This is a genomic window from Sphingobacterium sp. NPDC055431, assembly GCF_053644255.1.
This window is the reverse complement of record NZ_JBSHLH010000002.1, coordinates 100987-123611: the sequence shown is the minus strand read 5'-3', so window position 1 is coordinate 123611 and position 22625 is coordinate 100987. Positions and strand designations below refer to the sequence as shown.

At 47.7% G+C, this 22625-nt stretch carries 19 protein-coding genes; 3 read left to right on the top strand and 16 right to left on the bottom strand.

All coding sequences use genetic code 11. The features are described 5' to 3' along the window. From ACWIB3_RS03475 to ACWIB3_RS03445, 7 genes are all read right to left on the bottom strand, one after another. On the bottom strand, window positions 1–522 hold the full coding sequence (locus ACWIB3_RS03475; protein WP_454290878.1) for an ArsR family transcriptional regulator: 522 nt from the start codon (window positions 520–522) through the stop codon (window positions 1–3). 92 nt (window positions 523–614) lie between these two features. Further along, the gene (locus tag ACWIB3_RS03470) at window positions 615–2228 is read right to left on the bottom strand and encodes a tetratricopeptide repeat protein (RefSeq protein WP_454290877.1); all 1614 of its coding nucleotides are present in this window, start codon (window positions 2226–2228) and stop codon (window positions 615–617) included. 272 nt (window positions 2229–2500) lie between these two features. Next, window positions 2501–3370 carry a glucose-1-phosphate thymidylyltransferase RfbA gene (gene rfbA, locus ACWIB3_RS03465; protein ID WP_454290876.1) on the bottom strand — a complete coding sequence of 290 codons (870 nt, stop codon included), beginning with the start codon at window positions 3368–3370 and terminating at the stop codon, window positions 2501–2503. A gap of 26 nt (window positions 3371–3396) precedes the next feature. After that, complete coding sequence (gene rfbD, locus ACWIB3_RS03460; protein ID WP_454290875.1) at window positions 3397–4299, bottom strand: dTDP-4-dehydrorhamnose reductase; 903 nt, start codon at window positions 4297–4299, stop codon at window positions 3397–3399. Beyond that, window positions 4271–4831: a dTDP-4-dehydrorhamnose 3,5-epimerase gene (gene rfbC / locus ACWIB3_RS03455; protein WP_454290874.1), complete on the bottom strand. Its 561-nt coding sequence runs from the start codon at window positions 4829–4831 to the stop codon at window positions 4271–4273. Before rfbC ends, rfbD begins: the two co-directional genes overlap by 29 nt. Window positions 4832–4851: 20 nt before the next feature. Then, window positions 4852–5907 (bottom strand): dTDP-glucose 4,6-dehydratase, encoded by a 1056-nt coding sequence (gene rfbB / locus ACWIB3_RS03450; protein ID WP_454290873.1) that lies wholly within the window; start codon window positions 5905–5907, stop codon window positions 4852–4854. A 246-nt stretch (window positions 5908–6153) separates the two neighbouring features. After that, window positions 6154–6633 (bottom strand): adenylyltransferase/cytidyltransferase family protein, encoded by a 480-nt coding sequence (locus ACWIB3_RS03445; RefSeq protein WP_185213189.1) that lies wholly within the window; start codon window positions 6631–6633, stop codon window positions 6154–6156. Between the two features lie 843 nt (window positions 6634–7476). Between ACWIB3_RS03445 and ACWIB3_RS03440 the strand changes: the two genes are divergently transcribed. Further along, window positions 7477–7686, top strand: a complete 210-nt coding sequence (locus ACWIB3_RS03440) for a hypothetical protein (protein ID WP_454290872.1) — start codon at window positions 7477–7479, stop codon at window positions 7684–7686. Between the two features lie 75 nt (window positions 7687–7761). Next, window positions 7762–9093 carry a mechanosensitive ion channel family protein gene (locus tag ACWIB3_RS03435; RefSeq protein WP_454290871.1) on the top strand — a complete coding sequence of 444 codons (1332 nt, stop codon included), beginning with the start codon at window positions 7762–7764 and terminating at the stop codon, window positions 9091–9093. Window positions 9094–9163: 70 nt separating this feature from the next. On the opposite strand, the gene ACWIB3_RS03430 is transcribed toward ACWIB3_RS03435, so the two are convergent. Beyond that, window positions 9164–9472, bottom strand: a complete 309-nt coding sequence (locus ACWIB3_RS03430; RefSeq protein ID WP_454290870.1) for a hypothetical protein — start codon at window positions 9470–9472, stop codon at window positions 9164–9166. A gap of 1970 nt (window positions 9473–11442) precedes the next feature. Between ACWIB3_RS03430 and ACWIB3_RS03425 the strand changes: the two genes are divergently transcribed. Then, a complete protein-coding gene (locus ACWIB3_RS03425; protein ID WP_454290869.1) occupies window positions 11443–12459 on the top strand; it encodes a DNA topoisomerase IB in 1017 nt (338 codons plus the stop codon). A gap of 421 nt (window positions 12460–12880) precedes the next feature. Here the strand turns inward: ACWIB3_RS03425 and ACWIB3_RS03420 are convergent, their stop codons facing one another. The 8 genes from ACWIB3_RS03420 to ACWIB3_RS03385 all read right to left on the bottom strand — a co-directional run bounded on the left by ACWIB3_RS03420 (window position 12881) and on the right by ACWIB3_RS03385 (window position 22615). After that, the gene (locus tag ACWIB3_RS03420) at window positions 12881–13255 is read right to left on the bottom strand and encodes a response regulator (RefSeq protein ID WP_093099517.1); all 375 of its coding nucleotides are present in this window, start codon (window positions 13253–13255) and stop codon (window positions 12881–12883) included. Window positions 13256–13297: 42 nt separating this feature from the next. Beyond that, window positions 13298–14107 carry a CheR family methyltransferase gene (locus ACWIB3_RS03415; protein ID WP_454290868.1) on the bottom strand — a complete coding sequence of 270 codons (810 nt, stop codon included), beginning with the start codon at window positions 14105–14107 and terminating at the stop codon, window positions 13298–13300. 2 nt (window positions 14108–14109) lie between these two features. Then, on the bottom strand, window positions 14110–14475 hold the full coding sequence (locus ACWIB3_RS03410; RefSeq protein WP_093099520.1) for a response regulator: 366 nt from the start codon (window positions 14473–14475) through the stop codon (window positions 14110–14112). 14 nt (window positions 14476–14489) lie between these two features. Then, a complete protein-coding gene (locus ACWIB3_RS03405) occupies window positions 14490–18065 on the bottom strand; it encodes a response regulator (RefSeq protein WP_454290867.1) in 3576 nt (1191 codons plus the stop codon). Further along, complete coding sequence (locus ACWIB3_RS03400) at window positions 18065–19537, bottom strand: hybrid sensor histidine kinase/response regulator (protein ID WP_093099522.1); 1473 nt, start codon at window positions 19535–19537, stop codon at window positions 18065–18067. Before ACWIB3_RS03400 ends, ACWIB3_RS03405 begins: the two co-directional genes overlap by 1 nt. A gap of 660 nt (window positions 19538–20197) precedes the next feature. Beyond that, on the bottom strand, window positions 20198–20983 hold the full coding sequence (locus ACWIB3_RS03395) for a tyrosine-protein phosphatase (RefSeq protein WP_454290866.1): 786 nt from the start codon (window positions 20981–20983) through the stop codon (window positions 20198–20200). Between the two features lie 115 nt (window positions 20984–21098). Further along, complete coding sequence (locus ACWIB3_RS03390; RefSeq protein ID WP_454290865.1) at window positions 21099–22088, bottom strand: mannose-1-phosphate guanylyltransferase; 990 nt, start codon at window positions 22086–22088, stop codon at window positions 21099–21101. A gap of 2 nt (window positions 22089–22090) precedes the next feature. Then, a complete protein-coding gene (locus ACWIB3_RS03385; RefSeq protein WP_454290864.1) occupies window positions 22091–22615 on the bottom strand; it encodes an exonuclease domain-containing protein in 525 nt (174 codons plus the stop codon). Window positions 22616–22625: the final 10 nt, after the last annotated feature.

Sequence of the window (22625 nt, the reverse complement as noted above, 5' to 3'; positions counted from 1 at the left end):
TTACATTTTTTTAAATCTTTTTTGATACAAAATAATCTGTTGATCAACATTTTTGGGCCAATCTAGATAAATCCGGATCTTTTTTCCTAATATCTTCTCAGTTTTGCCGCTAACCTGCAATAAATATGCCGAATCTATATTTTTTCCAGTTATTAATACTTCGATAGTCCCGGAGTCCACACCGTTTGCGTAATCCCCCAATAATGAAACCTGCTCTACGTCACCCGTCTTTTCAAGCACATGGTCGATTGCATGGTCTATACCTAAGAAGGTACGCACCAAATTCTGTAAACTCTGGAAAAGAGGATGTTCTACATTGGCTCGATAAAAAATCTTGTTGTTTTCTTGGGACTTGATCAGGTATCCAGCGTCTGAGAGCTGGTTGAGCTCCTTTCGTATTGAATTGGTCGATTCATTGAATTCTTCAGCGATTCCCCGCAGGTACCCCTTATTGGTCGAGCTTACGAAAAACTTGATCAGTAGTTTCAGTCGGGTCTTGGAAGTGATAAGCGAATCTAGCATACCATTAAAAGTGAGCAACAAAAGTACTCATAGCTTTCCATAATATCAAGAATATAATTACCTAACGAAAAACTTAACAATTTAATAACAGGTTACTGTCCCTCCATTTTCTTCTTCAACCGTTGCTTCGCCTTCTTCACCCCTTCCAGCGTGATCCCCAGGAGATCGGCCATGCTCCTGTTGCTCAGTCCGAGCTTCATCAGGGAGATCAGGCGGAAATCATAATCGGTAAGCCTTGGATACGCCTCTTTCTCCATTGCCAGGTAACCCGGATAAACACGTTCGAAAATGTCGTTGAACTTTACCCATCTCTCCTCGGTCATCACCTGCTTTTCCAACATCTTGTTCAGGCTGTCGTTGAACAGTTCCTGACGGTCGGGAAAATGGTCCAGGTTCTGTATGACCTCGTTGCGGAACCTCTGGATGGTTAGGTCGTTCTGCTTGATGGTATCGGTAAATTCCTGGAGCGACCTGTTCAGGGCCTCCAGTTCATGGTCCACCAGCTGTTTTTCGTACGAAAGCTCAAGTTGGTCCCTTTCAAGCGCAGCGTTCATGTACATGATCCGGTTCTTGGAACGGTTCACGAGCAGGAGTATCAGCGCAAGTCCAAGTACAATGAAGATGAAAACATAGATGTAGGTCTGTAAATCCTTCCTCCGCCTCAGCCCTTCGTTCTCCAGGCCCTGTGCATATCGCTGTACTTCCCACTGGTAGGCCACTTTCTGGAGCTTGTCAAAATCAAGCTTTTCGTCCATGCTGTCCTTTAGTTGGAGGTACTCCTTTATGTACTTCAGTTCCTCTTGGGGCCTTTTCTGTACCCCCGCAACCTTGGAGAGGAGCCTCTTGGACTCCATCATGTATGGTAGATAGTACGGCTTTTGGGCCATGTAAGCCTGGGCATCCAGAACATGGCCCCTGGCCATTTCCGGTTCACCCTTTGCGATGTACAGGTTTGCCAGCTCAAGGTTGGCCCTCATCGCATCCTGGGTCTCTCCGAACTTCCTGGAGAGCGCCACGTTCTCCGAGAGCAACTTTATGGCAAGCTCTCTGTTACCTTTTTTCCCCTCGATATCGGCAATGTTCCCAGTGATTATCCCAATCCATACCGAGTCATGAGCTGATTTTGCCGTTGCAATGGCGAGCTTGAAATATCGGTTCCCCTCGTCCATCAGGGAGTCCTTTACACTGTATACACCTAGTGAATTCAACATATCGATGCGCTTCCTGCTTGGGTTTTTGGCAAAGGGAAGGGCTTTTTGGAGATATTCCCTTGCCCTTGCCTGATTGCCGATGAAGCTGTAGAAACCAGCTGCAAACCCATAGTTTTCCGTAATGTTAGGCACCTTTCCCAGATCAACCTCCTGGTCCATGTCATCTGCCCTCAAGAAAAACGGGATCGCCCTTGAAACGTCCCTGTAGATAAAGTGGTAGTATCCTTGGCGAATAAGCCCAACCTGGAGGAGTTCCCTTGTCTTTGGAGATGATGCGAGTTCGCTGGCCAAGCGGTAATATCGGTCGGTAACTGGGTTTACCCTGTCAAAAGCAATCGAGAAACCATCTGCCATCAACATGTAATAGGCCCATTTTAGGGGAACGCTCCTCTCCGCCTCGGCGAGCAATTTGACCGAATCCAACCGAGCGACAAGGGCAAGGGTATCACCGTTGAAGTTCACATTGGTCCCCAGGACCTCCTCTAATGCCGCCATCTCCTTCTCTCTTTTCGTTTGCGCGCTAAGGGAGCAGGATGGGCTCGCGAGCAATAGCATCGCGAATATCAAAAAGAGGTTCAATATTTTCGGTCTAGGTTTCATCATCTCAAATTTCGGGACAATTTGTGAACATCCATGGCCCAATATCGAAAATTACCAAATATCGGTATGGTTTTACCATCGAACGACGAACACCGCCCCCGAAGGAAAGGCCCAGGGAATAAAATTTTCAAAATCCCGGCCAGATACACTTATATTATCAGGTGGACTTACCTACTGATTTTCTTTAAATAGTCAAAATAGACGCCCTTTAGGTCCTTTACCCGATCGAAGAGGGCTTCCTTTTCTATATAGCCCTTGGAGAGAGCGATCTCCTCCAGACAGGCGACCTTTAGGGAAGTCCTTTTCTCAATGGTCTTGATGAACTCCGTCGCTTCTGAGAGCGATTCATGTGTACCTGTGTCCAACCAGGCAAACCCGCGCCCCAGGAGCTGGAGCTGGAGCACCCCTCGGTTGAGGTACGTCTGGTTTACCGTGGTGATCTCCAGTTCGCCCCTATCCGAGGGCTTCACGCCCTTTGCGATCTCGACTACGGAATTCGGGTAGAAATAGAGCCCTACGATGGCATAGTTCGATTTAGGTTCCCTTGGTTTCTCCTCGATGCCAAGGACCTTACCGGACTCATCGAAAGCCGCTACGCCATAACGCTCAGGATCTTCTACGTAATATCCGAATACCACCGCCTCTCTCTGCTCCTCTACTTTGGTCCTGGCTTCCAGCAATTGCTGCTGCAGGCCCGCACCATAAAAGATATTGTCGCCCAGTATCAGGCAAACGTCATCGCCAGAAATGAACCCTTCCCCGATTAGGAAGGCCTGTGCAAGGCCATCGGGCGAAGGCTGCTCTGCATAGCTGATCGAGATCCCCAATTGACCGCCGTCCCCGAAGAGCCTTTTGAAATTCGGGAGATCCTGGGGGGTGGAAATAATCAGGACCTCCCTGATCCCTGCCAGCATAAGGACCGATAGCGGGTAGTAGATCATCGGCTTGTCGTAAACTGGCAGGAGTTGCTTGGAAACGACCTGGGTAAGCGGGTGGAGCCTGGTACCTGAACCTCCGGCTAAAATTATTCCTTTCATATCTGTTGTATTCTAATGTAACGTTCTTATCGGCCGGACAGATCTTTCAGCATCCGCCCCAGACTTACTTCCCATTCCGGGACCGTAACGCCAAATGTCCTTTTTACCTTTTCCTTGCTTAAGAGGGAAAAAAGCGGTCTCTCTGCTGGTGTCGGGTACTGCGAGCTCGGGATCGGGTTTACCTTACAGTTAAGCCCGGAGGCCTCCCTGATCATAAGGGCAAAACCATACCAGCTGGTCCTGCCTTCATTGGAATAATGGTAGGTGCCCGGAACCCAATTTCCGGCTTTGGCAACATGTCCTATCAGCTCTGCCAGGTCACGGGCATAGGTCGGCGATCCGATCTGGTCTGACACCACACTGATCTCATCCCTGCTCTTCATGAGGTCCAGCATCGTCTTCACAAAGTTCTTCCCGTAGGTCGAGTAGACCCAAGAAGTACGGATTATGATGGCGCTTGGGCAGTGCTTCCCTATGGCCTGCTCACCCCAGAGCTTGGTCTGCCCATAGACATTGACCGGGCCGGTGGGATAATCTTCTTCCAGCGCCTGGTCGACATCCCCTGGAAAGACATAATCTGTGGATATGTAGAGCAGTTTACAGCCATTTTCCCTGGCATATTTAGCAATCTCCAAAGTAGAGAGATGGTTTACCCTATTGGCCAGGTCAGTTTCTGTTTCTGCTTGGTCCACTGCGGTAAATGCTCCGCAATGGATGATGAGGTCCGGCCGAATTGCTTCCAGGAACGGTCTAACGGACTCAGGCAGTGCCAGGTCCAGGTCCTTGCGGTCCAAGAAAACCGTCCCAAGGGCACCATCAGGATGCCAGATTCCCCTGAGCTCAGAACCCACCTGCCCAGAACTGCCGGTAACCACTATTCTTTTGGCTGCCATCCTATCCCTAAATTGAAAATAATTTTCCGACCGCATCCCTGAAGAGTGGAAGGTGCCGGTCCTTCTCTGAAACTATCAGGTCCTCCTCCGGCAGTATCCAATCAATGTCCAGCTGCCGGTCCATGAAAGAAGCTCCCCATTCCGCTGACCTGTTGTAAAGGTTATCGCACTTGTAAAAGAATTCTGCGGTCTCGGAAAGAACGACGAAACCGTGTAGGAAACCCCGTGGGACAAAAAGCTGCCTTTTGTTCTCCGCAGAAAGCAGGACAGAGAAATGTTGCCCAAAGGTTTCGGATCCGGGCCTCGCATCGACAGCAACGTCCAATACCTCTCCCTGTATGACCCTGACCAATTTGGCCTGGGCGAATTCGCCTGACTGGCCGTGGAGACCGCGTAAAACGGCCTTGGTGGAGAAGGACTGGTTATCCTGCACGAAGTGTACGTCCAATCCGGTGATTTCCTTGAAAACCTCCTGGTTGTAACTCTCGAAAAAATATCCCCTTTCGTCCCCATGGACCCGGGGCTCTAAAATATAACAGTCCTTAAGACCTGTCGCTACTGCATTCATGAATATTTCCCCCATTGTTATCAAGCTCCACTGTAATGTCTATCGTAATAACTCTGGTAGTCACCTGAAGCGACTTTATCCAACCAGGACCGGTTCGCTAAAAACCAGTCGATGGTTTGTGAAAGCCCCTGTTCGAAGGTTACGCTCGGTTCCCATCCAAGTTCCCTTTGGATCTTGCCTGCATCGATTGCATACCTAAGGTCATGGCCGGGACGGTCCTTTACAAACTGGATCAGCTTTTCGGAAGTGCCCGGATCCCGGCCCAATTTATCGTCCATCTGCCGGCAGAGTTCCCTAACCAGGTCTATGTTCTTCCATTCATTAAACCCTCCAATATTATAGGAATTCCCATTCTCACCATTATGGAAAACGGTATCGATCGCTCGTGCATGGTCGATAACGTACAGCCAGTCGCGGGTATATTTCCCGTCGCCATAGATTGGCAGAGGCCTGTTATTGATGACGTTCAGGATGCACAGCGGGATGAGCTTCTCTGGAAAGTGGTTGGGACCATAATTGTTCGAACAGTTCGTGATCACCACCGGCATCCCGTAGGTATCATGGTAAGCCCGCACAAAATGGTCCGAAGCGGCCTTGGAAGCAGAATATGGCGAATGGGGGTCATAACTCGTCTCTTCAGTGAAAAAACCAGTATCTCCCAGTGCGCCATAAACCTCATCCGTGGACACATGGTGGAACCTCTTGCCCTCAAGATCTCCCTCCCAGATCCCCTTTGCAGCATTCAGTAGGTTGACCGTACCGATCACGTTGGTATTGACGAATGCCAGCGGGTCCGCTATTGAACGGTCCACATGTGACTCTGCCGCCAGGTGGATGACTGAGTCTGGCCTATGTTCTGAAAATATCCCGTCCAAGGCTTCCACGTCGCGTATATCGGCCTTCACAAAGGAATAGTTGGGGCGTTCCTCGATATCCCTCAGGTTCTCCAGGTTTCCCGCATAGGTCAGTGCATCCAGATTCAGCACCCGGTAAGTTGGGTATTTGAGAACAAAGTGCCTAACAACATGAGAACCAATGAATCCCGCACCACCGGTGATAAGAATTGTTCTGTTCATGATACAAAATAAGCAAATAAAACCATTTGGCCATATGGGTCTGCTGCAAATTACAGCAAATTGTAGTTGGAAAGCCAGGATCCATTACTTGGCCCTGTATCCTCAAAAACGGAGATCGCATCCTCCGAAACCACAAATGGCACCGATTTTGGTCCGGGAAAGGTCTCGGGAACACGCGCCAGACCAGGGGCATGCCGAGGCCGGCCCGACCTGGCAGGTCCATTTGGCTAAAGGGAAGATGCCCTGTTAAGTTCGGCCATTCTTCTGGTTTTCCTTTTCGGCCACGATCTTCCTCAGGCCAGAGCTCGAGAATCTGTGGTCCCTACTGTTGAAATAGAGCTCGATCCCCTTTTCCTCACAGTACTTCCTGCCCGTAAAGTCCCTGTCCCTATATTCGTCCCCAACTATCCGGACGTCAAGTTTAAAGGAACGCAATATGTCCTCTAGGTCCTGCTCGGTGGAATAGGGAACAATCTCATCGACATATATGCATCCCCTGAGTTGGATATATCGTTCAACGACGGTCTGGGTCGGGGCGTTCTTTTCCGGACGGTCCAAAGTTGGGTCCATCTGCAGGCCGCAGATCAGGTAATCGCACTGGCGCTTGGCCTCGGCCAGCATCATGATGTGACCGGCATGCAAGAGATCGAACGTCGAAAATGTGATGCCCACCCTCGGCCCGGGATTGTAGTCAGGTTGCTTGTTGACCTTCTTCTCATTTTTCATATTTCATTCAGATTTTCGTGGACATCGCCCATGCTGGGTAATGCCCGTAACAATTTAGCAAAATGTATGAAGATCCTGAAACAACTTCACCTTCGGAAAGCCGTGGAGCCGGAAATATCCGTTAAACTGTACCTGAATTTGCGTTTTTGTAGCCTTATGGCTATAAGCTCGCAATTGGGGGGAGGTGCAAATCATCGGCTTATACATTTGGCGCGCACCGTGGGGCTCTAACGGTTCCAGCTGAACCTGGATCTCAGCTGGGGAAATAAGCCATCTCATTTTTCAGATCATAGCTCAAATGGGTCGTCAGGACTGAGAGGAAAATTTGCTTATTCTTCCTGTGATATTTTTTCCTATCGATCCCTTTGCACCGGCGCGATTTGCAAGAGGAATTCATCAAAGAGCCCAGATTTGAGGAATCGATGGATCCTCGACCTCGCTGTTTCCTGGCATGCTTTCCCGTGGCTTGATGAAATAGAAAGTGGTGCGCCCACTGCAACCAAGGGTCCTCCCTTCAGGATGATCCACGGGGCAGGCAAAGGATCATCCTGAAGGTCGACAGCCTTGGAAGCCCTTCTATTGAGAAACTAGATTCCACGGGGAACGCCATATCCAGAAACTCACGGGACGAGCTAACATACCTCTCGGTTCCAGGGACCCTATCTTCCGGAGGCCCTTCAATGCGGTAACCAAAACCGGAAGTACGACGGAATACCAAAAAAAGCCCTTTCCCATCCTTAAAATCGTGCAGGAGTTAAGTTTGGACCAAAGTCTCCGGCCAATTTGGATAATCGGCCGTACCCCCAGGCAAACATCCCGAATGTATCGGTGCAATCCCTGGAAATGTTCGGTCAGGGCCAGATGCTTCCTGTGGACGGGCAATCCGCAATAACCTTCACCAAAGCTAAGATGGGAGCTAGGGCGATATTTCCGGACCAGAGGACATGCCGTTCATTGGACCTGAAAGCTGAACTGGCCCGGCATCCCAACCGTTTTCCCAACTGCTCCTTGGCAAGTGCCGCCACTGAGATGGAATGTAAGATCCGCACTTAAACATGACCTGACCATGGACCAGGGACCTTATCTTACCCGTATTCCTGTTGTTTTTTTGTACATTTGTTCGTTAATATGGAAAACTCATACATCATTAACATAGACCAACGCACAACAAGTACCCTATATCAGTCAATATTCGACCTTGCCAGCTCCAGCGGGATATCGGAAGGACTTTCCCATATCCTTACAACTGCATGTCTCCTTATTGGGACTTTTCTCCTTTTGGCCATCCTGGATTATCTAATGGGGCTGTTCTTCAATTCGATCGTTAGCCGGTTGATAAAAAGGTCAAGGACCCAATGGGACAACCATCTCATCGACAACAGGGTAAACGTCCATTTGAGCCGACTGATCCTCCTGGGGATCTGCCAAAAGCTTCTCCCTTTGGTTTTTGTGGGATTTCCAGCCCTTAATTCAGGTCTGGCCAAATTACTGGACATCTTCATGATCTTTGCGGGTTATTCGCTGCTAAATGGTTTATTTAAGTCCCTAAGGGACATCCTGCGCTCATCAAGGACGTTTGTTGACAAGCCCCTGGACAGTTACCTTCAGGTACTGCAGATATTCCTATTGTTTGTCGGGGGTACCTTGGCGGTTTCTATCATTACTGGAAATTCCCCATGGTCCTTCCTGGTCTCCCTGGGTGCGGCCTCTGCAGTCCTGATGTTGGTGTTCAAAGATACCATTCTCGGTTTTGTTGCGAGCATACAGGTCTCCGCTAACGATTCGGTCCGGGTAGGTGACTGGATAGAGATGCCAAAATACGGGGCAGATGGGGACGTCCTACAGATCAACCTCAACAACGTCAGGATACAGAATTGGGACAAGACGATCGTTACCGTCCCGACCCACACACTGCTGAGCGACTCATTCAAGAACTTTAGGGGAATGCAAGAAAGCGGCGGCCGCAGGATAAAGCGGGCCATAAATATCAAGATATCAACGATAAGGTACCTAGACCCCCAGGAACTTGAAACGCTCAAGAAAATATCCATTCTCTCTGAATACATCGAGAAGAGGCAGCAGGAGATCAAAACGTTCAACGCGGAAAATGGGATCGATCCCGAAATGCCAGTGAACGGGAGGAGGATCACGAACATTGGTCTGTTCAGGGCCTACATAAAAGCGTACGTCATGGAAAACCCCAATATCCACCAAAAGATGACAGCTATGGTCCGTCAGCTTCCCGCGACACAGCATGGCCTGCCTTTGGAACTGTACATGTTCACAAAAGGGACACAGTGGACATTCTATGAGGACGTAATCTCCGATCTGTTTGACCACCTTTTGGCCTCTATAAAATACTTCGGTTTAGAGGTCTTTGAACTCCCGGCCTCGGACGACCTTCGATATATCCTGAAGGAAAGCCAGGGGGAGGGCTCCCGAGCAGCTTCCCATCCTTAGGGGAATACCTAGCCGTGTCCGTTCCGTAATTCTCCAGGGCTTTCACCTTAAACTGAACAGGGATTTCCCCTTAAAGCATAGTTCCCCTGAGAGACAGCGCTACATTCAATTTAGCATAGCATCTATCCAGGCCAATTATACTGGAATTGTCACGAGCTCCGGAAATCCAGTCAGATCTGGAAGGACCGATGCCATCACATACGCTATTTAACAAGCCATCAGCCCGCAATGACCTTAATCGGGTTAATCCCGGAATGCTGAGGACGCAGCTGATGACCGACATGGCTAGGTGATTTGGTGAAGGGTAACAGTTTGGCAGGCACTGTGCGTAACCGATTGACAACAATTCTCCAGCGATTGGAAGCATCAGGATTGCCATTTGGTACCATCTCTGGTACCTGAACAATCCGGAAACCGCCAGAATGGTATGGCCCGAAGGTAATTGGGCAAATAGGAGCCGGTCAAATTAGGTTGAGCGGCGAACGGAGTCCCGTCGGTACAAAGTGGCCGTAGGGAAAAAACTTTGGGAATACCGGAAATTTGGTAAATTAGTAGTTTGCGGGTAATTCCCTATCCACGAATCGATATGGTTGACAAGTGGTCTTGGGAGATATCTGTGTTTTTACGAAGGCAGACAATGGGTTGTGAAGAACGTACAGTGTTTTATTTTTTAGTATCCCTGTTCTGGGCATTTTATATCTATTACCTGGCCTTGGCGATAAGGACCTTATTGGCGAGAAAGGCCAGCTGTTCACCATTTCGGTTTTCGAGAGCGGACTGGTATGGTGCCGCTGTAATATTCGGTGGCTGTTCCGCGCTGTGCGCAATGTTTTTCATGGTAGTAGGAAAATATTTATCGGACGGCCTACACCCCGGCTACTATCTATTGGCGATCCCCTTAGCTTTGGTATCCGCGTTGATTCACAAAATATTAAATTGAGACCCAGAACGTACATTTCCAGTCCATGTCACTATTCTATCTCCCGGCACCGGACGTCCATCTAAACCTTACCCCTTGGACAACAGGGTTATACGGGTTGCACCTTTCACCTTCTTGGCGGCCTTGATTGTATCCTAGGCTCCAAAACCGCTATGTTATTTATTGGCCGTTTAAGGACGGTCAAAAAGCTCATACTGCCTTACATGCATTTATTCCCCACATTTCCTGGTAAACATCCAAAGTACCCTCCGTACCAGGCATGGACTGCCAGCTACCCTGTCCTTGTGATCCATAACTGTTGCCCTTGGTAATAAGATCGGGGATGTTTGAAGAGCAGCCTCTCAAGAAACTGTTAAAAAATCTTAAATCCCTTGATTTGTCTTTTGTCCGATTTTAAATTTGCACCAGAAGAGGATCAAATTAAGTTTATATATCCATCGTGGACCCGGTTCCTTCACCGGAACCAGGTCTCTTAAATGCTGCTAATTAGTTTCCCATTAATTCTCAGTATCAACACGAATCCCGACCTTTGCATAAATTGGGCCGGGATTTGTTATCTGTCTTGTTATTTTCCATAGTTATAATGTCCAGCGATAGAAGGTCCCTCTCACCATCAGAGGGGACCTTTGCTGATCTAGGGGACTTATTTCCCTGAGCTTGTCCGTTTTTCCCAAGATGCTCCCTAGAGGTGCACATACAGACCTTCACTCTACCTAGCTCTCCCCCCAGATACTTCGGTTATCCCATCCAACCAATGGCATGTCGAAAGAATCTGGAGGGGTAAACCATCCTATTAAATTATCTTTCTCGGCAGAACCTAGAACCTGTGCCGTTAAATGGACAAATAATAGAGTCTGGGGAAGGTCACAACTTGTACGAAGAGGACCCTCTCTGTCCTAAATACCGTGACGATATACCGCCTTCCCAGGCTCGACGGTAGGATTTTAACGGATCCAGGTCGATTAGGACCGATTTGGTTATCCTTAGTGGGAAAAGAAAGCCAGATCCCATCCAGGTCGCGCTGAAGGTCTATTCGGAAATCACATCGGGTTGAACATAAAATCAAAATGGAAATGGCAAAATTTTGATCCCCGGATTCCAAGGGGGTGCATTAAATGCCATACTGAGTCCGAGGAGTCAATCCTGAAAGGCTCAGGGAATGCAATCGCTAAACTGTAAAACGAACCATTGAACCAAGAGAGATATTAAGTTCTTTAAATAAATGGTGGAACGACATTGAACGATGAGTATTTGATTCAAGGTGCCGTCGTCGTCACGGAGAAAGATAATTGGTGGCAGGAGGCCCTTAGGAGATTCTTTCCAGGAAATAACCAAATGTTAAAACAAATTAGTCAGCAAGGAGATTATCCCTAGTAAGCAAACGGACAATATAACCGCTCGGAAAGAAAATGGCAGCAAAAAAATCCTTTAGGTACATACGTAGTTTTTCAACAGGAATTTACAGGATCAATACCGGAAGAGAATTTGAGTATTGTGACCATGAAGGATCCCAGATCGCTGATCCTTCGGTTTTATCTCGCATCCATTCTCTGTCGATACCGCCAAATTGGACGGATGTATGGATCTGCCCCCACAAAAATGGGCACATCCAGGCCACGGGACTCGATAATAGACAGAGAAAGCAATATATTTACCACGCTAATTGGACCTCCTTTCGGGACCAGAACAAATTCAGCAAGCTATACCTTTACGGTAAGGGACTGGCAGCCTTGAAAAAGCAATTGGCAAGGGACCTGAAAGGGAAGAATCTTGATCAAAGGTTCGTGTGCGCCCTGGCAATTACGATCATACAATATACTTCAATAAGACCGGGAAATACATTCTACAGTAACTCAAATGGATCATTCGGTCTCACAACACTGCAGAACAGGCATGTCAAGATAATCAATGGCAAGTTGATTTTCAGATATAAGGGGAAGAGAGGAATCAGACAGGAGAAAGCGTGTGACAAGAAAATGATCTGTTCCCAGATCGTAAGATTATTGGAATTACCGGGCAGGCAACTCCTGCAATACTTTGATCACCAAAATAAAAAGAGGCCAATCCAACCAACCCATTTGAACAATTACCTTTCTGAGGTATATGCAGGAGACGTGACCAGCAAGACCATCAGGACGTGGAATGCCTGCTTTCGAGCATTGGGACATCTCTTGGAAAATTACCCAGGAAATATAAAGGTAAGGGAGAAGAGCAGCAAAGAACTAGTCAGGTCTGTGGCCTACCATCTTGGCAATACACCATCGATAGCAAGAAAAAGCTACATATGTCCCGTTATACTGGAAAAATTCGAAGCGGGAAAACTGGACAGCTGGATCAAGCGGAACGCAAGGGCAAACAAAAGGGATAGGGAAGCAGCTGTACAGAAAAAACTATTAAAGCTCTTCAAAGGTTGCCAAGACAGATAAGTCCCGGATTTTTCGCTGGTTAAAAAAATAAATTCCATTGGAGGGGTTACCGTCCATTATGCCCTGAGAACAGAGAGGCATGAAAGGTTCCTAAGGGAAGAAAGTTATGGATATAACAGATTTAGCAGAGCTAAGGGATACGTTTTTCTAAGAAATAGCTATAATCCCATTAAGCCACTGATGAGGAAACACGCCTAGAATATACCTAACCGACTACCAGAAAGAGGGGTCAGGAAGCGATCAGTCTAAGTATCATCAGATAAAGATTCTATGAAAAACACATATTTTCCCGGTTGTTTGTCCCGGCGGTAAACAGATCGGAGCTTAGGCTGCTCTTTTTAGGAAACCTACCAAAGTGTCTGGTACATCACCCTAGTTCAACATTCGCTTTTTAAAACGAAATGACCTTTTTGGATTCTATTTATTTTATCTTATCCTGGAAGGTTTCATTGACTATGCCCTCCAGACTGTCAAGGTCAAAAGGTTTGGAAAGGAACCCGTCAGCTTTTGCAGTGGCGGCCAAGTCTTCTATGTCGCTGTTCGCTGATACCAGGATTACCGGGATGTCTCGATATTGGGGATTTGATTTCAAGATCTGGGTTGCTGCTACACCTCCGATATCCGGTATCCAATTGTCCATCAATATCAGGTCAGGCTGAAACCTTTCCACTTTTTCCAGAACATCATGAGAAGTCTGGCACTGTTCGACGATATGCCCCATGTCCTCCAGCACGATCGTAAATATCTCCAGTACGTGCCGGTCGTCATCGAAAATAAGTATCCTTTTGTTTTCCATTGTATTATGCGAAAATATTAAATCTCCCCAAAATTTGAAACATTAATTTATTTTCCGCCAGATTTTTTGGTCACCAACTTGTTGGAACCTATCCCTAAGCGAGGAGAACAGGAGGGTTTCCTTGGGACCCAGGCCTAGGAATCCGCCATTTTCCAAGCTCGTGTGGAAGAGCTCCATTACCGAACCCTGCAGGGAGCGCCTGAAATAGATCAGAACATTCCTGCACAGGATAAGCTGAAAGCTATTAAAGGAAGAGTCACTGGCAAGGTTATGGGTAGAGAACACCATTCGGGAACGGAGCTCATCATTGAAGCTAATGCTGCCCAGTTTAGGCAAGTAATAGTCAGATAGATCCCTAGTACCGCCCGAACTGACATAATTATCTGCAAATTCCCCAAGGTTCTCTAAGGGAAACAGGCCCATGGACGCACGCTCCACAGAGACTGGGTTTAGGTCTGTTGAATAGATCAGGGACCTTTCAAGAAGTCCAGATTCGTTTAACAATATGGCCATTGAATACGCTTCCTCACCAGTGGAGCAACCTGCTACCCAGACCCGGATCAGGGGGAAGGTACTCAGGAAAGGGATCACGTGCTGACGGAGGGCCAGGAAAAAAGCTGGATCTCGGAACATCGTGGTCAGGGGAACGCTGACCTGTTGCACGAAGTCCCCTGCCAATGTTTTTTCCATGAGCATCCTGTCCAAGAGCTCCTCCAGATCGGAAACCTTCCATAAGGACATAATCCGTAAAATCCTCCTCTGAATGGAGTCCCTGCTATAACCTGTGAAATCATAGCCGAATTCCTCGAGGAACCTGAAAAGGAAAATATCTAACTGGGAATCGATATCCATTCTCACCCTCCCGTTAAACCCTGGATCTCGGCCAGGAGAACATCTATATCCACTGGTTTGGATACGTAACCATCCGCGCCCGCACCAAGGCACCTCTCCCTGTCCCCGCTCATGGCCTTTGCTGTCACCGCAATTACGGGTGGGTAATCCTTCCCGCTGGAATCCCTGATGTGCTGCAAAAACTGGAATCCATCAAATTCCGGCATCATCATGTCCAGCAGCACTACGCTGATGCCCATTCCAACCTCTATGAGGTCAAGTCCCTCCTGGGCACTGAGGACGCCATGGGAATCGTACCCCCTTGATCTGAGTGCGGTCTTAAGGGCGAAGATATTCCGCCTGTCATCATCAATAATCAATATGCTCATCTGTTTTCTAAGGTTTAACGGTTAAAAAGCCACACCCGGAGCAAAGAGACCAATTGGTCCAGATCCACAGGTTTGGATATATAATCTGAGGCTCCTGCCTTCATGCACCGCTCCCGGTCTCCCATCATCGCTTTTGCCGTGACTGCGATTATCGGGAGTTTGCTGAAGATTTCCATGGAACGGATCTTTTCGATGGCCTGGAAACCGTCCATCTTTGGCATCATTATGTCCATCAGCACGATGTCGATGTCGGGATGACTTTCCAGGACCTGGCAAGCTTCCACACCATCGATGGCAGAGTAGATTTCCATATTGAATTTTTCCAGGGCCCTTGATATGGAAAAGATGTTGCGGATATCATCATCGGCAATCAGGACCTTCCTTCCATGCAAGATTTCGGCAAGTCGGCTACCTTTTGCATTCACCTGCGGAGATAAACCAGATGTCTTATTTTCCACCAGATGAAGGAATAGGCTCACCTCGTCTAGGATCCTCTGGAAGGAATGGGCCGTTTTCAGGACGATCGAGTCCGCATATTCCTTAATGCGCATCTCTTCCTGCCCAGAGAGGCTCTTTCCGGTAAAGACGATTATGGGAAGGTCCTCTAGGCCATCTTGGCCCTTTATTGTTTCCAGGGTCTCATATGCCCCTGGATCCGGGATCCCCATGTCCAGGATGACACATTCAACTTTACCCGATGTAAGGGCCTTTACCCCCTGTTCAAGGGAGGACTTCACCTCTGTGGAAATGTCGAAGCTCTCAAGATAGGACGAAAGCGCTTCGGCGTGCTTTGGATTTTCCTCAACGATCAATACCTTTTTGGGACCGTTGCTCAAGGCCGAATCTATTTTGGAGAAAATCTCCTGGAAGCCCTGGTTTTGGAAAGGTTTCCTGATAAAATCGATTGCGCCCCTGCGTATGCTTTCGCTTTTCTTGGCTTGTTCGGCCGACATCATGTGGACTGGGATATGACGGGTATCCGGATTGGACTTCAATCCTTCGAGAACCTGCCACCCGTCCATATGGGGCAGGACGATGTCCAGCAGGATAGCCTTCGGCGAAAACCTCAGGGCAGCTTCCATGGCCAGGTCACCCCTGCCGACAGCTATTGCCTTGTAGCCAGCTTTTCTTGCATATTGCAGTACCAATCTGGCGAAAGTTTCATCGTCCTCCACTATCAGGATCGCCTTGTCTCCCGGAACAATGGTCCCTCGGTCATCTGGAATAAATTGCGGGATAAGGATACCAGGACCAATTGCCGGATTCTCTAAGGCCTCATTTAGGGGAGCTATGGGTTCCTCATTTTGGACATCGATCTGCTCACCATTCACAAAATCAAGCGGCAGTGAGAGTGTAAAGCAGCTTCCCTGGCCCGGGGTGCTCTCCACGGTAAGCTCACCATGTAGCAATCTTGCGATTTCCCTGCTGATCGAAAGTCCCAGGCCGGTTCCCCCGTATTGCCGCCTGGTAGACCCGTCCGCCTGTTGGAAGGCCTCGAATATCAGTTTCTGTTTTTCTTGGGGAATCCCGATCCCTGTATCTCTGACATGGAACCGGACGCAAGCCCCAGGTCCAGAGGTCCTCTCCACCCTGAGGGTTATGTGGCCATTTTCTGTGAACTTGATTGCATTGGACAGCAGGTTCCTTAGGACCTGTTCCAACCTGAGCCTGTCGCTTTTCAGGTTGAAATCTCCCGGCAGTCCATTCTCGATCCGGAGCTCCAGGTTCTTTTCCTTGGTGAGGGGACTGAACATCTGCTGGAGCTCCGAAATGAGGTCTGCCAACCTAAATTCCTCGAGCTCTATGTCCATCTTCCCTGCCTCGATCTTGGAAAGGTCCAATATTTCGTCTATCAGGGTAAGCAACCCTGTTCCTGATGACCAGATGACCTGGGCTGATTCAACCTGTTCCTGGTTAAGGTTTCCATCCGTGTTCTCAGTGAGCACACGGGAAAGCAAGAGGATGGAGTTAAGGGGGGTCCTCAATTCATGGGACATATTGGCAAGGAACTCCGATTTGTATTTGGTGCTCAGGGCAAGGGCTTCTGCTTTTTCCTGGATTTCCCTGTTCCGTGCGACGATCACCTGGTTTCTTTCCTCCAAGAGATGTGATCTTTTCTCGAGTTCCTGGTTGGAGATCAGGAGCTCATCCTGCTGGGACCTTAGCTCCTCTTCTGAGACCCTCAACCTACCGGCCTGGGCTTCCAGCTCGCTATTGAGGGTCTCCAGTTCTGCGTGCTGGACCTGAAGCTCCTCAGTCTGGGTCTGGGTTTCTTCCAATAGCTGTTGGACCCTGCGCCGGCTCTGTGCCGCGGCCATGGATATCCCGATGGTTTCACAGAAGTCGGAAATTACCCCAATCTTCTCTTCGCTTATATCTCCCCGAGAACCGACTTCGAGGATCCCCATGCATTCCTGTTGGTAGATAATGGGCACCAATGCAATCTGGCGGACTAATATTTCACCCTGTGCAAAGGAAAGCTTGAACTCTTCTGGATATAGGTCCTTTAGGACCCTGTACCGTTTGGTCCTGTAGACCTCTCCCAAGATACCTCCAGTTAGTGGGACCTCTGAGAAAGGCAGGCTTTGGAGCCCGACGGTATGCATGACCTTGAACGTACTCCTTTCGACCATGAAAACTGCTCCGTTCTCCAAATCCATGTAGTCGGTGATGAATTCCATGCTGAACTTTGCAATTTCCTCAAGACCGGGGTTTCCCATCAGACCTGAATTCAGCTGGGCCAGTCCATTTTTCCGCCATTCGTTCCTTTGGAGCTGATCAAAGTTCTTCTTCAGGGACTCGGTCATTATGCGAAGGCTCTCAGCTATGTTCCCAAGATCGTCCTTTTTCGTGTCATCTATGATCACAGAATAGTTTCCCTTGGTAACCTGTCGGGCGATCCCCCTGATAATGTTCAACCTATGTTTCATGTCACTGTCCTTCTCTAGCAGTTCCTGCTGTAGTTCTGCCCGCCTTCTGTAGTCGCCTCGAAGTTTCCAGAACAGGATGGCAGTGATGACCAAGGACATTAAGGAGGCAAAGGCAAACAAGATGGTAGTCGTCAAGGTGGAGCTATCTAGTTCCTCGGAACGCTTTCCTTCCCTGGCTTCTTCCTCATGTTGGATCTCGCCGATAAGGACCCTACATGAATCCATGATCGATTTCCCTCTGTCTAGGTGATCGGGAGATAGGTTGCCGGAACTTAAACGCTGTGCCATGAGTTCCTCCAGCACTTCAATCCTTTCCATGGCCAAGCGCCCGAGTCCTTGGGCCCTGGTCACTTGGATTGGGCTCAGATCTCCATTGACAAGGTTGCCCAGGTGCTGGGGCAGATCCCTACGGCTGTCCCGGTACGGCGCCAGGAACTCTTCCTGGCCTGTCAGCAGATAGCCCCTCTGTCCGGTTTCAGCATTCTGCAGGTCGATCAGGACCAACTGAGAATTGAGTATGGTCCGTTGGGACTGATCCATAAGGGCTTTGTTCTCCCGCTGTTTGCGGAGCGAGAGGAACATGACCGCGGAGGAGGCCAGAAGGATGGCCATGGAAAAACCGAAACCGATCTGAAGGTTCCTAAATACGTTTTTTGCCATTATTTATTGATTGGGAGAGTAAAAAAAAATGTCGATCCTTCTCCAAGCTTGCTCCTGACCCCACATTCTCCCCCGTGAAGGGAAATGATCTCTTTGCAAATGTGCAGTCCTAGGCCTAGGCCCTGGAACTTTGCTGATGCTTCCTGTACCCTGTAGAACTTGTCAAAGACAAAAGGAATTTTCTGTTCTGGGATCCCTATGCCTTCATCGCTGACCTCTATGGTCAGGGCATCGTCCTTAACAGTTGTGTTAATGCGGACTACTTGCGAACCTGGAGCGTACTTTATGGCATTGCTGAGATAATTGGTCAGGACCTGCTCCAACCTTATGGGATCAGCTAAAATCGGTCTATCGATCTTTGCGCCTGTTCGCTCAATTCTGATTGCGGAACCGTGGTGTTCTACCATTGCAGAATCAGCAGACTGCTGGATGAGATCTTCGAAATCAACTTCCTGAAGGGCGATTTTAATTCCGCCGTTTTCCAACCTGGATATATCCAGAAGGTCCTCCACTAGGCTATGGAGCTTTTCAGCCTGTTCCTTAACCTTGGAGAGATAATTGTAGGCACGGTGGTCCTTCATGTCCTTCATTGAGCGCAGCGATATTTCTGCAAAGGCCTTGATACTGGTCAATGGGGTCTTGAGCTCATGGCTCGCAACGCTCAGGAATTCATCTTTTTTATTTTCTAATTGCTTGCGCTCATCTATATCGGTCATGGTACCGACCCAGCTGTGCCCAGCTGACCCCTGGGCAACGGGCACAAGCTTTAGGAGATGGTAACGGTAATTATCAGATTGTTTTTCCCGAAGCCTCAATTCTGCCTCCAATGGAAGCTTGTCTTCCAATTGGAACTTCCATTTCTCAAAAATGTGTCCATCCTCGGGATGGAGTTCGGGCCATGTGGACCTATCATGAGAATACCGGAACCACTGTTCGTTAACGAAATCCACATTCCCCTGGGAATCCGTTGTAAAAGCGACCTGGGGCAATGATTCTAGGGTCGTGTTCAGTTCCTCAAATTTTGAGGAAAGCTCATTTTGAGCTGATTTGCGCCATTCGATTTCTCTCTGCAGCTCTTCCTGCATTTTATGCAATGCTGCCGTCTGTTCGTATAGTCGATAGAAGGTATTAACCTTCAGCAAAAGGATATCGGGGTCCACCGGTTTGGTAATGTAATCGATGCCGCCTGATTCGTAGCCCTTGGCGATATACTTCTTTTCCCTGTTGACGGCGGACAGGAAGATTATCGGGACATCCTTGGTCTTCTTTGTCGATGACAGGAACTCTGCGACTTCATAACCGTCCATTTCGGGCATCTGTACATCTAGGATGATCAGGGCATATTCGTTCTTGAGGCATTTTTTCAACGCCTCTTCTCCAGAAAGGGCAGAATCGGTACGAAAGCCTTTAAATTTCAGAGTCTTTTCTAAAGAAAAGATGTTTTCGGGTTTGTCGTCAACTATTAGGATCATTTGTTAATCTATTTTTCGGTGGTACCCGCCTATTTCAGGACCATTGCCGAAGGTAGGTGATAGAACTAAATTATCAAAAAAAGAGTGAAAAAACGCTAATCTACACGAAGGAAAGTCTATATTTTTCTTCTTTAGAGACTTTCCTGCAATTCAAAGAGTTTGGTTCCCCGTAGATTTACTAGAAATATAAATTTGACCGGCAAAAGCGGATCCAAATCCACAAATTTCCGGGAAATTTAAGAATTTTCGAAAAATCGGGCGCTTTAAAATTAAAAAATGGGAATTAGTTATTGATACTTAAAGATTCGACCGTTCCAAAGGTATAATAAGGTGATTGTCTCATGGATTCAATCTATGGAGTATGGCTAGGTCAAGGAACATATAGTTAAATGCCCCAACTTTGTCCATTATTAAGCAGAGGAGGAACTAGGGACCATGGAAACCTAAACTTTTATTTAGAGTCCATATGACCCCTTGGCGAAAGGATAGGTTCGACCTCTAAGGAATCATAGACCGATCGCTGCATTGCTTAACCTATTTTCAAAATAAGTTAACCTGAGATAAAGAACGCCCAAAGCCTCTGGGGATCGAATATCAGGATCAGGGCAGGGTTGGCAAAGTGATTTATCTCCTTGACCGTGAACTCCCCTGGATAATCAGTCAGGCTGTTTTCTTTTCACTTTTGGATTCGAAAAGTTTTGAATTTTTGATTGGATTTCCCCTCAATAACTCTTGGATGTCATATTTGGTAACCACCGTCTTGAGTGCCTCCAAGTGCCGCGTATGGTGCATATCTGTACCTACAAAATCATACATCCCAGCACGGATCAGCGTCAGAGCACAGGTCTTCACGTTCTCTCCGTAGTACTTGCTTATGGAAAGGAGGTTCAACTGCAGTTGGCAACCCGCTTGTTTGATCTCTTCGAATATCTTGAAATTATTGTGGAAATAATTGTAGCGCTCGGGATGAGCAAGGATGGGCTGGTATCCCCGATCCTGGATGTCCTTGATAACACTGAACAGGGCCTTGGACTCTGAGAGGTAGGACATTTCTACCAGCATGTACTTATCAGCGATCAGACACAGATTATCTGCCTGGATCCATTCCTGAATCTGGTCATCGATCATGTACTCGGCGCTGAAGTTAAGTTTAAAATCCAGCGAATTTGCCTTTAAATGGTCGTTTAACTCTGCATGAGCAGATTTGATGGTCTGCGGTGTGTTGTTGTGCACCCCGGCCATAACGTGCGGTGTCGAAACGCTGTTATGTATACCCAACTCCTTCAGTCCTTTGATCAGGATCAAAGATTCCTCAACGCTGGGGCTACCGTCATCGATCCCTGGAAGGATATGGTTGTGTATGTCCCAGCCTACCCATGCCAATCTATTAGCGTAAGACTTTCCGTCATTTTTCTTGCCCCCAAATAAATTACTCCAAAATCCCATAGTTTCTAAAAATATTAGTTGTTTGGTAATAGGTCCCTAATTATATATTAGACATCCTGTTTATCAATAAGGTTTAATGAATACGTTCAATAAAACCCATTTGCTACAAAACACCTTAAATTAACGCAGGATTATCCTTTTCCAACTGTTCATAAACCTGCTTCACATCCTGCGCCCTGTTTCTATCCAAAACCAGGACCGCATCCTCAGTACTCACTAACATACAATCAGTTAAACCAACAAAGACCGTGTGTTTATTAGTTCCTACAACAATATTGCCATTCTCGTCTTCTGGATGTCCCTTGCTCTTAAAATACTCAAATAAAGAATCGAATGCCCCCATATCGGACCACTCAAATCTCGCAGGCACGACCTTGATCAGGTCACTCCGTTCCATTACCGCATAGTCGATACTCTTGGAAGGGATCAGTTTGGAATGCGCCACATCAAGGGCCAGGTCCTGGGCATATTCAAATGCCACCTCGGCAGCATTGTACAGCTTGGGCTCAAAACGCATCAATTCTTCTAAATATACCCCAGCCTTGAAACAGAAGATCCCCGAATTCCACAAGAAGCTGCCTTTCTTTAGAAAGTCCTTTGCGGTTTCCTCGTTGGGTTTCTCGCGGAAAGAGAGCACGGTATTGCCTTCGTGCTCAATATATCCATAGCCGGTTTCGGGTCTAGTTGGGACTATTCCAAATGTTGCGATAAATCCTTCTTCGGCATACATAATGCCCTGGTTGATGGCCTCTCGGTAGTTCTTCAATCCCTCGATCAGGTGATCCGAAGGCGAAACGATCAATATATCATCTGGATCCGCGTGGAAGGCAGCAAATGCAATAGCGGCAGCCGTATTCCTGGGGACCGCCTCTGCAATGATATCATGGTCATAACCTTTCAAATATGGCTCGGCAATTGTTTTGTTGGATGCCGACCCTACCAGGATCACCTTGGAAGCTATCTCTTGATTCCTAGCGATGGTCAATTCAAACAAGGTCTTGCCTTCAAAAATCGGCAGGTATTGTTTTGGCTTCGACTTTCTGGACAGCGGCCATAACCTTGAGCCTACACCACCAGATAATATTACATTGATTATTTTACCCATTGTTAACCTAATTTTTTCATTTCAATTGCATCGTCCACTTTTAGGTACAGTTCGGCGGTGGCCCTAGCATCGGACAGTGCATCATGGTGCTTAAGTTCCACGCCCATCAATTCACAACATATGCTCAACTTGGTACGTGCAAATCCCAATGATCGATAGATCTTGCTTGTACACTCCCAAACAGGTTCCAGACCAAGTTCTTCGAATGGAAGGTTATAAAAGTTCATGGTCTCCTTCAGCACTGAACGATCTAATAATTCATCATGTGCTACCATATGTTTGGAAACCAACAAATCTTTAATGCTTGGAAATAGGTCAATAAAGGTCGGAGCCTGAGCTGTATGCTTTGGTTTAATACCGTGCACTCTGGACGTTTGCCACATATACCTGTTCTGTGGGGGCTGGACCAAACTGTAAAATTCATTTACGATCTTGCCGTCAACAACGTCCACTATACCAACAGCACAAACACTATTGTATTTTGCCGTTGCGAGCTCAAAGTCTATAGTTGTAAATGTTTTAGACATTTATATAAAA

What these genes read in the sequence shown, in the direction of transcription:
- ACWIB3_RS03475 (WP_454290878.1), bottom strand. Translation starts at nt 522, where the DNA reads ATGCTAGATTCGCTTATCACTTCCAAGACCCGACTGAAACTACTGATC.
- ACWIB3_RS03470 (WP_454290877.1), bottom strand. Translation starts at nt 2,228, where the DNA reads ATGGCGGCATTAGAGGAGGTCCTGGGGACCAATGTGAACTTCAACGGT.
- rfbA (WP_454290876.1), bottom strand. Translation starts at nt 3,370, where the DNA reads ATGAAAGGAATAATTTTAGCCGGAGGTTCAGGTACCAGGCTCCACCCG.
- rfbD (WP_454290875.1), bottom strand. Translation starts at nt 4,299, where the DNA reads ATGCGGTCGGAAAATTATTTTCAATTTAGGGATAGGATGGCAGCCAAA.
- rfbC (WP_454290874.1), bottom strand. Translation starts at nt 4,831, where the DNA reads ATGAATGCAGTAGCGACAGGTCTTAAGGACTGTTATATTTTAGAGCCC.
- rfbB (WP_454290873.1), bottom strand. Translation starts at nt 5,907, where the DNA reads ATGAACAGAACAATTCTTATCACCGGTGGTGCGGGATTCATTGGTTCT.
- ACWIB3_RS03445 (WP_185213189.1), bottom strand. Translation starts at nt 6,633, where the DNA reads ATGAAAAATGAGAAGAAGGTCAACAAGCAACCTGACTACAATCCCGGG.
- ACWIB3_RS03440 (WP_454290872.1), top strand. Translation starts at nt 7,477, where the DNA reads ATGTTCGGTCAGGGCCAGATGCTTCCTGTGGACGGGCAATCCGCAATA.
- ACWIB3_RS03435 (WP_454290871.1), top strand. Translation starts at nt 7,762, where the DNA reads ATGGAAAACTCATACATCATTAACATAGACCAACGCACAACAAGTACC.
- ACWIB3_RS03430 (WP_454290870.1), bottom strand. Translation starts at nt 9,472, where the DNA reads ATGGCAATCCTGATGCTTCCAATCGCTGGAGAATTGTTGTCAATCGGT.
- ACWIB3_RS03425 (WP_454290869.1), top strand. Translation starts at nt 11,443, where the DNA reads ATGGCAGCAAAAAAATCCTTTAGGTACATACGTAGTTTTTCAACAGGA.
- ACWIB3_RS03420 (WP_093099517.1), bottom strand. Translation starts at nt 13,255, where the DNA reads ATGGAAAACAAAAGGATACTTATTTTCGATGACGACCGGCACGTACTG.
- ACWIB3_RS03415 (WP_454290868.1), bottom strand. Translation starts at nt 14,107, where the DNA reads ATGGATATCGATTCCCAGTTAGATATTTTCCTTTTCAGGTTCCTCGAG.
- ACWIB3_RS03410 (WP_093099520.1), bottom strand. Translation starts at nt 14,475, where the DNA reads ATGAGCATATTGATTATTGATGATGACAGGCGGAATATCTTCGCCCTT.
- ACWIB3_RS03405 (WP_454290867.1), bottom strand. Translation starts at nt 18,065, where the DNA reads ATGGCAAAAAACGTATTTAGGAACCTTCAGATCGGTTTCGGTTTTTCC.
- ACWIB3_RS03400 (WP_093099522.1), bottom strand. Translation starts at nt 19,537, where the DNA reads ATGATCCTAATAGTTGACGACAAACCCGAAAACATCTTTTCTTTAGAA.
- ACWIB3_RS03395 (WP_454290866.1), bottom strand. Translation starts at nt 20,983, where the DNA reads ATGGGATTTTGGAGTAATTTATTTGGGGGCAAGAAAAATGACGGAAAG.
- ACWIB3_RS03390 (WP_454290865.1), bottom strand. Translation starts at nt 22,088, where the DNA reads ATGGGTAAAATAATCAATGTAATATTATCTGGTGGTGTAGGCTCAAGG.
- ACWIB3_RS03385 (WP_454290864.1), bottom strand. Translation starts at nt 22,615, where the DNA reads ATGTCTAAAACATTTACAACTATAGACTTTGAGCTCGCAACGGCAAAA.